This is a genomic window from Streptomyces sporangiiformans, assembly GCF_005768555.2.
GTDB classification, from domain to species: Bacteria; Actinomycetota; Actinomycetes; order Streptomycetales; family Streptomycetaceae; genus Streptomyces; species Streptomyces sporangiiformans.
Map to the genome: position 1 here is coordinate 79,685 of NZ_VCHX02000095.1, position 13,531 is coordinate 93,215.

Below are 13,531 nucleotides of genomic sequence, written 5' to 3' on the forward strand. Positions count from 1 at the left end.
GTCTGAGTCACGTCTGTCTCCGCCGGCTCCGGACCACCTGCAGAAGGAGTTCCAAAGAGCCCACGATCGTCGCGGCCCCCGCCTCCCTCAGGATCTTCTCCTTCCGCTCGTTACGCGCGTAGCCGATGAACGGCACCTCGGCCTCTCGCGCCGCGCGGAAGTCCGTGGGGGTGTCGCCGATCATCAGTCCGGCCGCGGGCGCGGCCCCCATCGCGCTCAGCGCGCGGTTGAGGCAGTGCGGGTCGGGCTTGAGGAGTTGGAGGTCCTGGGTGCGGCCGTAGATGTGCGGGGTGAAGCAGGAGGTGAGGCCGCGGCCGGCCAGGTACTGGCGCACCACGCGCGGGGAGTTGTTCGTGGCGATGGCCAGCTGGGAGCCCACCGCCTTCCAGGTGCGTATGAGCGGATCGGCGTAGGCCGTGGGCATCGCCGACGTCGCGGCGCGGAGTTCCTCCTGGGTGAGACGTTCCTCCAGCTCCGCCACCAGGTCGCTGCCGGGGTGCCGGCGGTCGACGGCGCGCAACACGATGTGGGGGTCCAGGGACTCCCGTTCCGTCTCCGTCACCAGGCCGTGCAGGCCCCGGCCTTCGAGCCACTCCACGAGTTCTCTCGCCACCCGGTCCGCCGAGTGGCCCGCGAACAGCCGACAGACCGGCCCGTCGAAGTCCCAGAGCACAACGCGTGCGCGTGTGATCAGTTCTCGCAGGTTCTCTGTCTCTGCTTCCACCAGTTCAGTCTGCGTCGTATCAGAAGTCACTAGGAGAGTGTCAGGTCCGTGGTGATGGTTTCCCAGAGGGCGTCGAACCACTTCTGGGACTGATCCACGAACGCGGCGTCTCGCTGACCGGCCTGCTTCTCGAAGGAGAAGAGGAGGGATTTGGAGCCCATGGTGTCGTACATGTCGAGCGTCCCGGTGTCCATCGGCTCCTCCCGGCGCGTGATCATGTAGTACCCGATCAGCGCTTCCGAGCCGTTGAGCAGGTACAACTTCACGGGCGGCGTGAAGGGCAGCGCGCGATAGGTGACGCGCACATCGATGCCGTGCGAGGAACGCAGGGAGCGCAGGTTGTGCCTGAGGACGTGGCCCTGGGCGTTGCGCATCTCCAGCCAGCGCTGGTGGACCGGGTCGTCGTCGCCGCGGTCCTCGACCGAGACGGGGAACGCCAGGTTGATGTCCCGGGAGGGCAGCAATATGCGGACGTCGATCGACTGGGGCCGGATGCGTCCCTCGTGGATGAGGCGGACCGGTTCCCCGAGGGCCAGCATCAGGGTTTCCGCCGTGAGGCAGACGGCGTCGACGCGGACCTGCGGGGCCGCGAACGCCTCCGTCAGACGTGGTGCCAGGCCGACCATCGTCGGCTGGGGCTTGTCGCGGGTCGGCGTCACCTCGGCGATGCGCGGCGGGCTGCCCTTGCTGACGTTGCTGAGCAGGCCGTCGTCCTGAAGCGCCCGCAGGGCCTGGCGGACCGTGCCGCGTTCCACACCGAACTCGTCGGCGAGTTCGGCCTGCGTGGGCAGGCGGTCCCCGGCCTTCAACTCGCCGTCGCGGATCCGTTCCCGCAGGGTGTCGGCGATCTCCTGGGGCGAGAGCCTTCTGCTGCCGTTCACTGCAACGTTCTCCTGAGTCACGACCAAACGTTACAACTTCGATCCATCTATGGGGAGTTGTTTGAAAGTTGTTTATACCTACCAACCAACTGGGGATAACTTACCCAGAGTTGGTCGCCAACTTAACCAAGTTGGCGGAACTTTTACCTCCTCTCGCAAGCACTTGGCAGATAGGAAGCCCCCGCCCCTGGAAGTTCCCGTCCCTCCCGAAGGAGGAGCCACCATGCCCGTCATCGCCTTCATCTGCGCCGTCTTCGTCGTCGGCTTCGAACAGCTCGTCCAGTGGCGGTACGGCCCGGCCGGCATCCTCGGCCTGCTGCTGCTCAGCATAGGGATCAAGACGAAGAGCCCCACCTGCAGCTCGATCGGCGCCGTCCTCCTCGCCGTGCTCGTCGCAGGCCCGGCCCTCTCGTGAGCCGGGAACACATCCCGGGAGACCTCAGCTCGTGAGCACCAGCTCCGAACTGATGGTCTCCCACAGTGCGTTGAACCACAGATGCGACTGCTCCACGAACGTGGTGTCCCGCAGTCCGACCCCCTGCTCGAAGGGGAACAGCATGGACTGCGTCCCCTCGGCGTCGTACATCTCCAGGTACTCGTGGTCGATCTCCTCACCGCGCCGGGTGAGGGTGTAGTACGCGAACAGCGCCTCCTCGCCGTTGAGCAGGTACAGCTTCACCGGCGGTGTGAACGGCAGCGCGCGGAAGTGGACCCGTACATCGATGCCGTGCGTGACCCGCAGGGCCAGCAGGTTGTGACGCAGCACCTGGCCCTGGGCGTTGCGCTGGGCCAGCCAGCGCTCGTGCACCAGGCCTTCCTCACCCGAGCCCTCCACGGGCACCGGGAAGGCGAGGTCGATCTCGCGGCTGGGAAGGAGAATCCGGACGTCGACCTTGGCTGGTTTTATTCGGCCTTCGTGGATGAGACGGAGGGGTTCTCCCATGGCGAGGGTGAGGGAGACCGACGTCAGGCACAGGGCGTCTATCTCCACGTGAGGGGCCGCGAAGGCGGCCGCTATCCGCGGTGCGAGCGCCACCATGGTGGGCTGCGGCGGAGCTTCGGGCCCGGTCAGAGCCTCGGCCACGTTCTGGGCGACGGTCGCGGGGCTGCCTTTGGACACGTTGGCCAGCAGGTGTTCCGACTGCAGGATGCGCAGCGCCTGGCGTACGGCACCTCGCTCCACGCCGAACTCGTCAGCCAGTTTGGCCTGCGTGGGCATGCGCTGTCCCGGCCGCAACTCGCCGGACCTGATCCGGCTGCGCAGCTCGTCGGCCACCTCTCGATGTGACTTCTGTGGCCGTTGAGACCGAGTCCGCCCATTGACGGCGACGTGTTCCGGGTCCACAACCAAACACTACAACTTCGCGCCATCTTTGGGCAGTTACTGGGAAGGTGGTTATGAGACGCTTCCAAGCGGAGATAAGTTCAGTGGAGTTGGTCACCAACTTCAGCAACATGGCCAAACTTTCCGAGGGTTGGTCACCATGGGTGACTCTGTCGACCAGGTGCCCGACTCTCAACCGGGGGTCCGTGTCCCCCATCCCGAAGGAGGGACCGTCATGCCGCTCATCGCCCTCGCCATCGCCGCCCTCGTCATCGGATTCGAACAGCTCGTCCAGGTGAAGTACGGGGCGATGGGCCTCATCGGCTTCGTCGCTCTCTCCATCGGCATCAAGGCCAAGAACACCATGATCGGCGGCATCGGAGCCGTGATTCTCGTGATGCTGCTCGCCCAGACCGGCTGACCGGACGCCACCGTCTGTCAGTCCGGCTGACCGGGCTCCCTTCCGGAGGGGAGCCGGGAGCCCGGTCAGTCCGTTCACCACACGCTACGGAGGAGGAGGTGACAGGGAGTTCAGAAGACGTCCGGGCACCACGGTCGCCTGGACGTACGCAACAGGGCGTCGGCGGTGGTCGCGGCGCCCGCCCGCGCCTCGGCCACCCGACCGAGCGCGGCGAGCCGCACCGCCGACTCGTCCCCGAGCCAGAGCGCCGCCAACTCACCCGCATCCAGCGTGAGATCGGCGGCGTCCGTCGTTGGCGCGCAGGTCGCCCCGTCCGGTGACGCGTCCAGCCGGTACCGCCCCGCGGACAGCCCGTCCGGGTCGGTGACCTCCAGCACGAGCGTCCCGGAAGCGGTGTACGTACGGGCTTCCAGCGCCCGTACGACATCCAGGATCCGCACCCACAGCCAGTCCGCCTGGCTGCTGATCGCCGCGGCACGCGGATCCGGCAGGAACCGCGGCACCAGATCATCCGGCGCACGATGCCCCGTCTTCACCGTCTTGATCCAGTCCACCGAGCAGAGATACCGCCACAGCGCACGCTCGGCGGCCGGCGAGACCGAGATCAGGTCCTTCACCTTCGCCGTGTTCAGCGGCTGCTTGCTGTCGCCCCAGTGGTCGTCCACGGTGTACGTGAGCAGCCCCTCGACCTCTCCGCGCCGATCCCGGTACACGGCGTGGAAGGGCTCGGTCCACGACACCCGGTCCAGAGCCAGGGCACCGGTGCTGACCCGCCACCACCGATCGTCCCGGTCGACCGCACCCGCCTGGGTCCGCCTGAGCCGCTCGTGCAGCTCCGGCCCGATCTTCCGTACTTCCTCGCCCTCCACGAGGTCGACCCGCCCGCCGTCCTCCGGACCCGCCCAACGAGGGTCCAGCCCCGCGCGCGGCACGTCGATCGTCCACTCGGCGACGTGGGTGGCCGGTCCGAAGCCGTAGCGGCCGTAGATCGGGTACTCCGCGGCGATCAGCGTCGCCACGACGTCGCCGCGTGCCTTCGCGGCCGCCAGGTCCTGCGTCATCATGCGCGTGAGCAGGCCGCGGCGGCGGTGGGTCGCCGTGACCGTCACGTTCGAGATGGCGTCGGCGGGTACGGCTGCCCCGCCCACCGCCGTGAGCTCCTGGGCGAACGAGCGGAACGTCGCCACACAGCGGTCGCCGTCGAAGGCGCCCTGTGTTCGCTCGGGCACGATGTACGTGCTCCGGTCCGCCACCTCTTCGTTCGACACGGTCGATGCACGTAGGAAGCCGGTGTTCAGCGCGCGGATCCAGTCCGGGATCTCGTCCTTGGTGATCGGGCGTACGTCTATGTCCTGGGGGCCGCTCATGAACGCCAGCCTAGGCAGGTGTGGGCGCCTCGCCCCAACGGTTTTCGCCCCCGCCGCCCCTACCCGTCCCATCCCTGGGGCTGCGCCCCGGACGCCCCAGGGTTCGGATTCGGCTGCGGGTCGGTTGTGGCTGGTCGCGCAGTTCCCCGCGCCCCTAAAGGGGCGCGGCGCGGCACCACCGGGGTCAGAATGCCGGGCGGAGTTCCCCCACCTCGCTTCCTCCACCCAGCAGCGGGACCCGTCCGATCCGCGACACCACCGGTTCCTGCACGTCCAGCAGCGTCAGTGCGCGGGCCAGTACGGGGCGCAGTGCCCGTGACGCGCCGTCGTCCACCTTGAAGGCGAGCGCCCGTCCGTCCGGCAGGGCGACCGCCTGGACGCCCTCCGCGCCCATCTTGGACAACACCCCCGGCACCTCCCGCATCAGCCACGTGTCGTGACGACGCGTCCCGGCGACGTACTCGGGGTGTGCGCGCATAGCGTCGGCGACCCGTCGCTCGGCCGAGCCCGGCTCGGCGAGGACGAAGGAGCGGAAGGCGCGGGCCAGCCCCGTCAGAGTGATCGCCATCAGAGGGGCACCGCAGCCGTCCGTACCGACCGCGGCCACCGCTTCCCCCGCCGCCTCCTCGACCACGGCCAGAATCTCCCTCTGGAGCGGATGCGAAGGGTCCAGATACGACTCCGTCGACCACCCCCGCAGCGCACACGCCGCGAGCATCGCCGCATGCTTGCCGGAGCAGTTCATCGTGATCCGCTCACGCACACCCCCCGCGGCGAGATACGTCTCCGCCTCCACCGCGTCCAGCGGCAGATCCTCCGGACACTGGAGCAGCGCCGCGTTCAGCCCGTGCTCGGCGAGCATCTTGGCCGCGAGATCCCGGTGGAATCCCTCCCCCGAGTGGCTCGCGGCCGCCAGCGCCAGCCGCTCTCCACCGAGGTCGAGCCCCGCTCGCAGGATCCCGGCCGCCTGCATCGGCTTGTTGGAGGAGCGGGGAAAGACGGGAACCGAGACATCTCCGAGCGCGAGCTCCACCTCCCCGTCCGCGCCCAGCAGCACCAGGCTGCCCCGGTGACGCCCCTCGACGAATCCGGAGCGCACGACCTCGACGAGAACGGGGGGTATGGCGGATGGCGCAGGATCCGCGGGTATCGCGGAGGGTTCCTGTGGTGACTGTGGTGCCGGTGGAGTGGCGGAAACGGGCATCGGCTGGTGGCCTCCCAGAACAGGACCCGCTCGCCGGCTCCACCCCGGGATCTCCCCGGGCAGAGCCGACGACGACCCCGGGATCACCGGGGCCGCAGTGTCACACGAGCAGGTCGTCTACTTGTGCTTCGCCTTCACGGTACCTGCGCGCAATTTCCGCACTGCACTCGTCGGCGGTCCGTTGCAGCCGCTGCCGCCGCCGCGAGACCTGCTGCTCGTACCGCACGAGCCGCACCATCGCGGTGTTCAGCTCCGGATCCGTACGGGCCTGGAGGTCGGACAGCTGCACCTCGGCGAGCATGTCCGCGGCCAGCCGCCGGAACTCCTCGCTGTGCGGCGTGCAGAGCGTCACATGCCGGGCCGACGACCGTTGCCGCGCGGGCGCGTCCGTCAGGATCTCCGACAGCCGCTCGACGACGGACGAGACGGCGGACGGGACGGCCGACGAGGCGCCGGCCGTCGTCTCGTCGGCCGCCACCGCCCCAGACGCCGGCCCGGACGCCGACACCACCCGGCCGGGCTCGGCCCGCCGCCGGAGCTCGGCGCGCAGGATGTCGATGCGCCCCTGGAGCAGCCGCCGTACATAGCTGAGGTCCGCCTCGTCACGCTGTGCGCCCCGCCGCAGCGTGCGCAACTCGGGCAGCAGCAGCAGCGACAGATCCTGCTCGGGCGACGGCTCGGGCATCGGGCTGTCCGTCCGCTGCGTGGGCGGACGCGGCGCGATCGGATGCGGTGCGCCCCCGATCGCACCTGGCCCACGCTCCCCCCGGACCAGCGAAACGAACCCGGGCGACTGCCCCGCGGTACTCGATGTGCTCATACGCCTCAACCGTCCCCTCGATCGGCGTGTGTGAGCATCGTGCCACCCCAAGTGGCCGCAATGGGACCAACTACCCCCGTTCGGCCCCAGTTCATGGGGTTAAGCGCCAATAAGAAAGACTCCTTACGGAGGTCAAGCGGGAGCACGGCATGATGGTCCGTATGCGTGGAGTGGTTCAGAGGGTTGACGGCGCGAGCGTCGTCGTCGAAGGCGAGACGGTCGGCGAGTTCAGCGGCGAGGGGCTGTGCGTCCTGGTGGGCGTCACCCACGACGACACCAAGGAGAAAGCGGCCCAACTGGCCCGCAAGCTCTGGTCGGTGCGCATGCTGAGCGACGAGAAGTCGTGCAGCGACATCGACGCGCCGCTGCTCGTCATCAGCCAGTTCACGCTCTACGGCGATGCCCGCAAGGGCCGCCGCCCCACCTGGAACGCGGCCGCCCCCGGCGATGTCGCCGAGCCTCTCGTGGACGAGGTCGTCGCCCAGCTGCGTTCACTGGGCGCGACGGTGGCGACGGGCCGTTTCGGCGCCCAGATGCGCGTGTCCCTGACGAACGACGGCCCGTTCACGGTGCTGCTCGACATCTGAGCGCCGGCCGAGCCGAACGTACTTACGGCTCGACCACGACCTCCTGCGCCGCGGCCGTCGTCCCGGCCAGGAGCGGCGCATCTGCCGGCACGTTCCGCTTCACCAGCGCCAGCGCGATCGGGCCGAGCTCGTGGTGGCGTACGGACGTCGTGATGAAACCGATCTTGCGGCCGTCCGGGCCGTCGGCCGCGAGCCGGATGTCGGTGCCGGGGACCGGCAGATGGACCTCGCTGCCGTCGAGGTGCAGGAAGACGAGCCGACGCGGTGGCTTGCCCAGGTTGTGGACGCGGGCGACGGTCTCCTGACCGCGATAGCAGCCCTTCTCCAGATGCACGGCCGTGCCGATCCAGCCCAGCTCGTGCGGGATGGTCCGGTGGTCGGTCTCGAAGCCGAGCCGCGGCCGGTGGTGCTCGACGCGCAGGGCCTCGTACGCGAGGATCCCGACCGCCGGGCCGCTCCTCTCGGCGTACGCCTCCAGGTCGCCGCGCGGAAGGAACAGATCCCGCCCGTACGGGGTCTCGCGCGCCACGACACCCTCCGGTGTCTCGGCGATGGAGCCGGCCGGCAGGTGCACGACCGCGAACTCGGCGGTCCGGTCGGCGACCTCGACACGGTAGAAGAACTTCATCGACTCCAGGTACGCGATCAGCGCGTCCTGGGTTTGTGGCTCGACGTGCGCCCACACCGTCTCGCCGTCGTCGACGAGATACAGCGCGTGCTCGATGTGTCCGTGCGCGGAGAGGATCAGCGCCTCGGTGGCACTGCCTGTCGGGAGGTCGGAGACGTGCTGGGTGAGCAGGAGGTGCAGCCAGCTGAGCCGATCCTCCCCAGTGACGCTCACGACGCCGCGGTGCGAGAGATCCACGAAACCGGTGCCGTCGGCGAGGGCACGCTGTTCGCGGAACAGGTCGCCGTAGTGGGCGGCGACGCCTTCGTCCACGCCCTCCGCGGGAACGGCGCCGGGCAGGGACAGCAGGGGGCTCTTCATGGACATACAGCCTACGACCGAGTAGGTGCGTTTTTTATTTCCTCTTACCGGTGCAGTCCTCGCACCGGCCGAAGATCGCGAAGTGCTTCATGTCGGTGTCGAACCCGAAGGTCTCGCGCAGCTTCGCCGTGAACTCGGCGGCGACCGACACGTCCGCCTCGATGACGCTCGTACAGTCCCGGCACACCAGATGGATGTGGTGGTGGCGGTCCGCGAGATGGTACGTGGGCGCGCCGTGCCCGAGATGGGCGTGGCTGACCAGACCGAGCTCCTCCAGGAGCTCCAGGGTCCGGTACACCGTGGAGATGTTGACCCCCGACGCCGTCTTGCGCACTTCGCCAAGGATGTCGTCGGGGGTCGCGTGCTCAAGGGTGTCCACGGCTTCGAGCACAAGCTGCCGCTGCGGAGTCAGCCGGTAGCCACGCTGCCGCAGATCACTCTTCCAGTCGGCGCTCTCGGCGCCGCTTTCCGCGTTGCTTTCGGTGCTGCTATGAGTGCTCACCACACCTGAAAGTCTAGAACTACTTGAAGAAAGCGATCCCGTCGTCGGGCATGTCGTCCGGCAGGGCCTTGGCCCAGCGCTCGACGTCCTCCGGGGAGACGACCTTCTTGAGCTGGGCGGACATGTAGGGGCGCAGCGGCACGTCGGGGGTCTGCTTCTCGCCGACCCACATGAGGTCGCTCTTGACGTAGCCGTACAGCCGCTTGCCGCCGTTGTACGGGCCGGAGGCGGCCGTGCGGGCGACCGCGTCCGTCGCCAGGTCGATCTGCGGCTTCTTGTCGGCCAGCTCGCCGTACCAGACCTCGACGACACCGTCGTCGCGGGTCATCACGACCTCGACCTTGCGGCCTGCGTCGATACGCCAGAAGCCGGTCTCGGTCTCGAGCGGCTTCACCTTGTTGCCCTCGGAGTCGAGGACCCAGGTGCGCGAGTGGTACTCGAGGAAGTCCCGCCCGTCGTGGGTGAAGCTGACTTCCTGGCCGAAGTTGCACTTCTCGGCACCGGGGAAGTCGTGGACGCCCGCGCCGGTCCAGTTGCCGAGCAGGAAGGCGAGGGGGACGAGGTCCTTGTGGAGGTCGGACGGGATCTCGATCATGAGCAGCTCAGAAGTCCGTACGTGTGAGGTCTGGGGCGTCTGTGACGGGGGTCAGCGCTGGCCCTGGTACAGCTTCTTCACGGTCAGCCCGGCGAAGGCGAGGACACCGACGCAGACCAGGATCAGCAGGGCTTCGAAGAAGTACTCAAGCACGGGGTGCTCCTTGGATGAGCGTGAGCGAGGGTTGGCGGTACACAGAGCCGGGTTCCAGCCTACTCGGCCGGGGCCCGGGGCTTGCCGCGAGGTGCCGGGACCCGGACAGGCCCTGGCACAGGGCCTAGCATGCGGCCATGGCGAAGAAGCTCGTGATCAAGGTGACGGCCGGGGCGGACGCCCCCGAGCGGTGCTCGCAGGCGTTCACGGTGGCGGCGGTCGCCGTGGCCAGCGGCGTGGAAGTCTCGCTCTGGCTGACCGGCGAATCCGCGTGGTTCGCGCTGCCGGGCCGCGCCGCCGAGTTCGAACTCCCGCACGCGGCGCCGCTCCCCGACCTGCTCGACTCGGTCCTGGCCGGCGGCCGCCTCACCCTGTGCACCCAGTGCGCGGCGCGCCGGGACATCACGGAGAAGGACGTCATCGAGGGTGTACGCATCGCGGGTGCCCAGGTCTTCGTCCAGGAGGCGCTGGCGGACGGGACGCAGGCGCTCGTCTACTGAGACACGTCGCCCGGATCGTGGTGGTGGCCGCCCCGGCGGCCTACTGCGCCGTCTCCACCCACAGGCAGAACGGATGCCCTGCCGGGTCGAACAGCACCCGTACGTCGTCCTGCGGCTGGTATCCGGCGAGCACGGCCCCCTCGGCGACCGCCCGCGCGGTCTCCGCCTCCAGGTCGTCGACCTCGATGTCCAGGTGCAGCATCATCTGCTGGTCGCCGGGCTTCCTGGTCGGCCAGACGGGCCGCACGTACTCCGGCTCGGTCTCGAAGGAGAGCGACACGCCGTCACCGTCCGGCGGTCCGATGAGCACCCAGTGGGGTTCGTCCGCGCGTACCGCGTACCCGAGCAACCGCACGTAGAAGTCGGCCAGTTCATGGGCGTCGTGCGCGTCGAGGGTGACGGTGGACACTTTGACTCGCGGCATGCGCACTTTCTTACTGTCGGCGCTTCTTGCCGTCCAGCTCGTCCCACCACTCGTCGGACTTCGGATCCCCGGACGGGTCGTCCCACCACCGGTCGTCGGGCCCGCGCCGGTTCGCCACCACGGCGGCGAGCGGCGGGATCACCATCGCCACGAAGCACATGCCGACGGCCACGGGAATCGACCAGAGCCGCACGACTCCCCAGGCCAGGACGAACAGCCCGAGGCACGTGCCCATCATGGCGAAGTACACATGGCGGCGTCGCGCGTACATACGTCCAGCGTAGATCCGGAAGGAGCCCTTCGGCACGCCTCGCGCAGGCGAAGGGCCGCACCCCGATCACAGTGGTGGCGTCCAACTCCGGGGGTGCGGCCCTTCAGCCGTTCATACGGCCCTGCGGGCCGGTTTTCTCAGACCTGCTCAGAACTGCCCGGACCGCGGCAGCCTGTACAGAGTGCTCAGACGGCGATGGCCACCTCGGCCAGGCCGCCGGTCTGGGCGACGACCGTACGGTCCGCCGTGCCACCCGGGACCAGGGCGCGCACCGTCCACGTGCCCTCGGCCGCGTAGAAGCGGAACTGTCCGGTCGCCGAGGTCGGGACCTCGGCGGTGAACTCGCCCGTCGAGTCCAGGAGGCGGACGTAGCCGACCACGGGCTCGCCGTCCTTGGTCACCTGGCCCTGGATGGTGGTCTCACCGGGCTTGATCGTCGAGGCGTCGGGGCCGCCGGCCTTCGCTCCACACATGTGCTGCTGCTCCTAGGTAGTTGAGAAAGGTCGGGGGGCTTACTTGTTGGCGCCGAGCTCGATCGGCACGCCGACGAGGGAGCCGTACTCGGTCCACGAGCCGTCGTAGTTCTTGACGTTCTCGACGCCGAGCAGCTCGTGCAGGACGAACCAGGTCAGGGCGGAGCGCTCACCGATGCGGCAGTACGCGATGGTGTCCTTGGCGAGGTCGACCTGCTCCTCGGCGTAGAGCTCCTTGAGCTCGTCGTCCGACTTGAAGGTGCCGTCGTCGTTGGCGTTCTTCGACCACGGGATGTTGCGGGCGCTCGGGACGTGGCCCGGGCGCTGCGACTGCTCCTGCGGCAGGTGGGCCGGGGCGAGCAGCTTGCCGCTGAACTCGTCGGGGGAACGGACGTCGACCAGGTTCTGCGAGCCGATCGCGGCGACGACGTCGTCGCGGAAGGCGCGGATCGCGGTGTTCTGCGGCTTGGCCTTGTACTCGGTCTTGGCGCGGGTCGGCACGTCGGCCACCAGGTCGCGGGAGTCGAGCTCCCACTTCTTGCGGCCGCCGTCGAGGAGCTTGACGCTCTCGTGGCCGTACAGCTTGAAGTACCAGTACGCGTACGACGCGAACCAGTTGTTGTTGCCGCCGTAGAGAACGACGAGCGTGTCGTTCGCGATGCCCTTCTCCGACAGGAGCTTCTCGAAGCCCTCCTGGTCGATGAAGTCACGGCGGACCGGGTCCTGGAGGTCCTTGGTCCAGTCGATCCGGATGGCGTTCTTGATGTGGTTCTTCTCGTACGCCGATGTGTCCTCGTCGACCTCGACGATGGCGACCTTCGGGTCGTCCAGGTGCTCCTGGACCCAGTCGGCGTCTACCAGGACGTCGCTGCGGCTCATGCTCTTTCTCCTCCGGGGCAGTTGCGGCGGGGCGGTGCGTCAAGAAGGGGTGCGTGTACGCGCATGACCGCGCACGCGGACGTGGCGCACGGGGTGGCCCTGACTCGGGCGAGCCGGTCGAAGGGCCCTGGAAAACGGGAGTTCGTGGCTCCCGCTCAGAAGGAGCGACAGAGCATGGCGGCGACGCGGCACAGGTCGACTGCCCGCCGCTTCGTGAGATCCGCCTGTCGCTTCATGCTCCCGATCGTAAGGACGGACAGGCGGACATGTCACCGACGTGTCGCATGGTGAGACGCGATCGTCCGCGATGTGGGATGGGAGCAGTGTGGAGGTGACTCCGCCCCGGAGTCGGGCGCACGCGTGGGCACCTGCCGGCGTCCGCCGCGGTGTTCACATCTGCTGTGCGGACGAGTCCGTCTCGCCTTTCGGACAGCCGTTCCTCCGTCGGTGTCCTACCCGACGAGCTTGACGTCCGAACCCTTCACGGTGATGTCGACGCCGTTCGGGGCCGCTTCGACCTTGTCGATCTTGATGCCGCCGGGCAGGCCGTCGATCCGCTGCTTGAAGTCCGTGACCGAGCGGGCCTTGTCCTCGGCGAGTTGGACGCCCAGGTTGGGCAGCGCGTCGGCGTGCGCCTTGACGGTGTCGCCCTCGACGCTGACCGTGCTCAGCACGGAGACCGGCTCGGGAAGCTTGGTCCCGAGCACGGTGGCCTCGACCTCGACCTTGATCTTGCCGTTGCCGCCGTCGGAGAGGCCGACGACCTCGGCGGTGACTCCGCGCGCGAGCTGCACCGGCTCGGACTTGGCGGCCTTGAGGAGTTCGTCGTACGAGATCGTGGCCGTGCCGGACGCGGAGGCGGCGGTGGCGGAGCTGTAGTTGCCCGAGAAGGCGACGCCTCGCATCTGGGCGGTCAGGTCGTCGATACGGATCTTGCCCGCGGCGGAACCGGCGCCGGTCCCGGCTGCGCCGGCCGTGGACGCCTCGTAGTTCTTGATGCCGACCTCGACCTCGTCGAGTTCGCCGCCGACGACCTGGGTGAGGAAGGGGAAGCCCTTGATCGACACGTCGGGTGTGCTGGCCAGACCCTCGCTGGTCCGCAGCTTGTCCGCCGCCTCGTCCTCCGCGAAGCCGACGGCTACGCGGTCCGCGATGACGAAGAGTCCGCCCAGGATGACGGCGACGATCAGGAGTATTCGCAGTGCACGCATGTCTTGGTGTTCCCCCACCTCGGCATCGACGACCTCCGGTGGCCGTCGAGCGAGCGTAACCCCGTCCGGGGGTCGGGTGGCGTGGTGGACCTTGGTTGTCGATCAGCTGTGACAGGTTGGGGGGCCTGTTTTTCTCGCCCCCGCCGCCCCTACCCATTCCCGTCCCCTGGGGCTCCGCCCCAGACCCCGCCAGGGGGCCAGCCCCCT

At 68.7% G+C, this 13,531-nt stretch carries 19 protein-coding genes; 4 read left to right on the forward strand and 15 right to left on the reverse strand.

All coding sequences use genetic code 11. The annotated features are described in order from the left end of the window. Window positions 1–7 precede the first annotated feature (7 nt). Window positions 8–724, reverse strand: coding sequence for an HAD family hydrolase (locus FGD71_RS10970; protein WP_420878264.1), 717 nt, complete (start codon window positions 722–724; stop codon window positions 8–10). Window positions 725–753: 29 nt separating this feature from the next. Then, a complete protein-coding gene (locus FGD71_RS10975) occupies window positions 754–1,632 on the reverse strand; it encodes a GntR family transcriptional regulator (protein WP_119100216.1) in 879 nt (292 codons plus the stop codon). Window positions 1,633–1,828: 196 nt separating this feature from the next. Between FGD71_RS10975 and FGD71_RS10980 the strand changes: the two genes are divergently transcribed. Beyond that, window positions 1,829–2,020, forward strand: coding sequence for a hypothetical protein (locus FGD71_RS10980; protein WP_119100217.1), 192 nt, complete (start codon window positions 1,829–1,831; stop codon window positions 2,018–2,020). 24 nt (window positions 2,021–2,044) lie between these two features. On the opposite strand, the gene FGD71_RS10985 is transcribed toward FGD71_RS10980, so the two are convergent. After that, complete coding sequence (locus FGD71_RS10985; RefSeq protein ID WP_119100218.1) at window positions 2,045–2,956, reverse strand: winged helix-turn-helix domain-containing protein; 912 nt, start codon at window positions 2,954–2,956, stop codon at window positions 2,045–2,047. A gap of 208 nt (window positions 2,957–3,164) precedes the next feature. Between FGD71_RS10985 and FGD71_RS10990 the strand changes: the two genes are divergently transcribed. Next, window positions 3,165–3,350 carry a hypothetical protein gene (locus FGD71_RS10990; RefSeq protein ID WP_119100219.1) on the forward strand — a complete coding sequence of 62 codons (186 nt, stop codon included), beginning with the start codon at window positions 3,165–3,167 and terminating at the stop codon, window positions 3,348–3,350. 110 nt (window positions 3,351–3,460) lie between these two features. On the opposite strand, the gene FGD71_RS10995 is transcribed toward FGD71_RS10990, so the two are convergent. The 3 genes from FGD71_RS10995 to FGD71_RS11005 form a co-directional block, all read right to left on the reverse strand. Continuing rightward, entirely contained in the window at window positions 3,461–4,717 is a 1,257-nt protein-coding gene (locus tag FGD71_RS10995) for a GNAT family N-acetyltransferase (protein ID WP_119100220.1), read from the reverse strand. Window positions 4,718–4,901: 184 nt separating this feature from the next. Continuing rightward, window positions 4,902–5,921 (reverse strand): asparaginase, encoded by a 1,020-nt coding sequence (locus tag FGD71_RS11000; RefSeq protein WP_119100221.1) that lies wholly within the window; start codon window positions 5,919–5,921, stop codon window positions 4,902–4,904. 100 nt (window positions 5,922–6,021) lie between these two features. Beyond that, complete coding sequence (locus tag FGD71_RS11005; protein ID WP_119100222.1) at window positions 6,022–6,741, reverse strand: RsiG family protein; 720 nt, start codon at window positions 6,739–6,741, stop codon at window positions 6,022–6,024. Between the two features lie 161 nt (window positions 6,742–6,902). Here FGD71_RS11005 and dtd point away from each other — a divergent pair, with 161 nt between their 5' ends. After that, entirely contained in the window at window positions 6,903–7,328 is a 426-nt protein-coding gene (gene dtd / locus FGD71_RS11010) for a D-aminoacyl-tRNA deacylase (RefSeq protein ID WP_119100234.1), read from the forward strand. A 22-nt stretch (window positions 7,329–7,350) separates the two neighbouring features. Here the strand turns inward: dtd and ygfZ are convergent, their stop codons facing one another. Genes ygfZ through FGD71_RS11025 form a run of 3 tightly spaced genes read right to left on the reverse strand, consistent with a single transcriptional unit; the run spans window position 7,351 to window position 9,413 of the window. After that, window positions 7,351–8,316, reverse strand: a complete 966-nt coding sequence (gene ygfZ, locus FGD71_RS11015) for a CAF17-like 4Fe-4S cluster assembly/insertion protein YgfZ (RefSeq protein ID WP_119100235.1) — start codon at window positions 8,314–8,316, stop codon at window positions 7,351–7,353. Window positions 8,317–8,350: 34 nt separating this feature from the next. Next, on the reverse strand, window positions 8,351–8,818 hold the full coding sequence (locus FGD71_RS11020) for a Fur family transcriptional regulator (RefSeq protein ID WP_119100236.1): 468 nt from the start codon (window positions 8,816–8,818) through the stop codon (window positions 8,351–8,353). Between the two features lie 19 nt (window positions 8,819–8,837). Beyond that, a complete protein-coding gene (locus FGD71_RS11025; RefSeq protein WP_119100223.1) occupies window positions 8,838–9,413 on the reverse strand; it encodes a heme-binding beta-barrel domain-containing protein in 576 nt (191 codons plus the stop codon). A gap of 290 nt (window positions 9,414–9,703) precedes the next feature. On the opposite strand from FGD71_RS11025, the gene FGD71_RS11035 reads away from it, so the two are divergent. After that, window positions 9,704–10,066, forward strand: a complete 363-nt coding sequence (locus FGD71_RS11035) for a DsrE family protein (RefSeq protein ID WP_119100225.1) — start codon at window positions 9,704–9,706, stop codon at window positions 10,064–10,066. Between the two features lie 40 nt (window positions 10,067–10,106). Here FGD71_RS11035 and FGD71_RS11040 read toward each other — a convergent pair whose 3' ends face one another. The 6 genes from FGD71_RS11040 to FGD71_RS11060 form a co-directional block, all read right to left on the reverse strand. Beyond that, entirely contained in the window at window positions 10,107–10,490 is a 384-nt protein-coding gene (locus FGD71_RS11040) for a VOC family protein (RefSeq protein ID WP_119100226.1), read from the reverse strand. A gap of 10 nt (window positions 10,491–10,500) precedes the next feature. Next, window positions 10,501–10,761 (reverse strand): DUF3099 domain-containing protein, encoded by a 261-nt coding sequence (locus tag FGD71_RS11045; RefSeq protein WP_119100227.1) that lies wholly within the window; start codon window positions 10,759–10,761, stop codon window positions 10,501–10,503. A 185-nt stretch (window positions 10,762–10,946) separates the two neighbouring features. After that, a complete protein-coding gene (locus FGD71_RS11050; RefSeq protein ID WP_033324392.1) occupies window positions 10,947–11,234 on the reverse strand; it encodes a DUF1416 domain-containing protein in 288 nt (95 codons plus the stop codon). A 39-nt stretch (window positions 11,235–11,273) separates the two neighbouring features. Next, the gene (locus FGD71_RS11055) at window positions 11,274–12,113 is read right to left on the reverse strand and encodes a sulfurtransferase (RefSeq protein WP_119100228.1); all 840 of its coding nucleotides are present in this window, start codon (window positions 12,111–12,113) and stop codon (window positions 11,274–11,276) included. A 155-nt stretch (window positions 12,114–12,268) separates the two neighbouring features. After that, window positions 12,269–12,349, reverse strand: coding sequence for a putative leader peptide (locus tag FGD71_RS50115; RefSeq protein ID WP_351515640.1), 81 nt, complete (start codon window positions 12,347–12,349; stop codon window positions 12,269–12,271). A 216-nt stretch (window positions 12,350–12,565) separates the two neighbouring features. Beyond that, a complete protein-coding gene (locus FGD71_RS11060; RefSeq protein WP_119100229.1) occupies window positions 12,566–13,324 on the reverse strand; it encodes an LmeA family phospholipid-binding protein in 759 nt (252 codons plus the stop codon). Window positions 13,325–13,531: the final 207 nt, after the last annotated feature.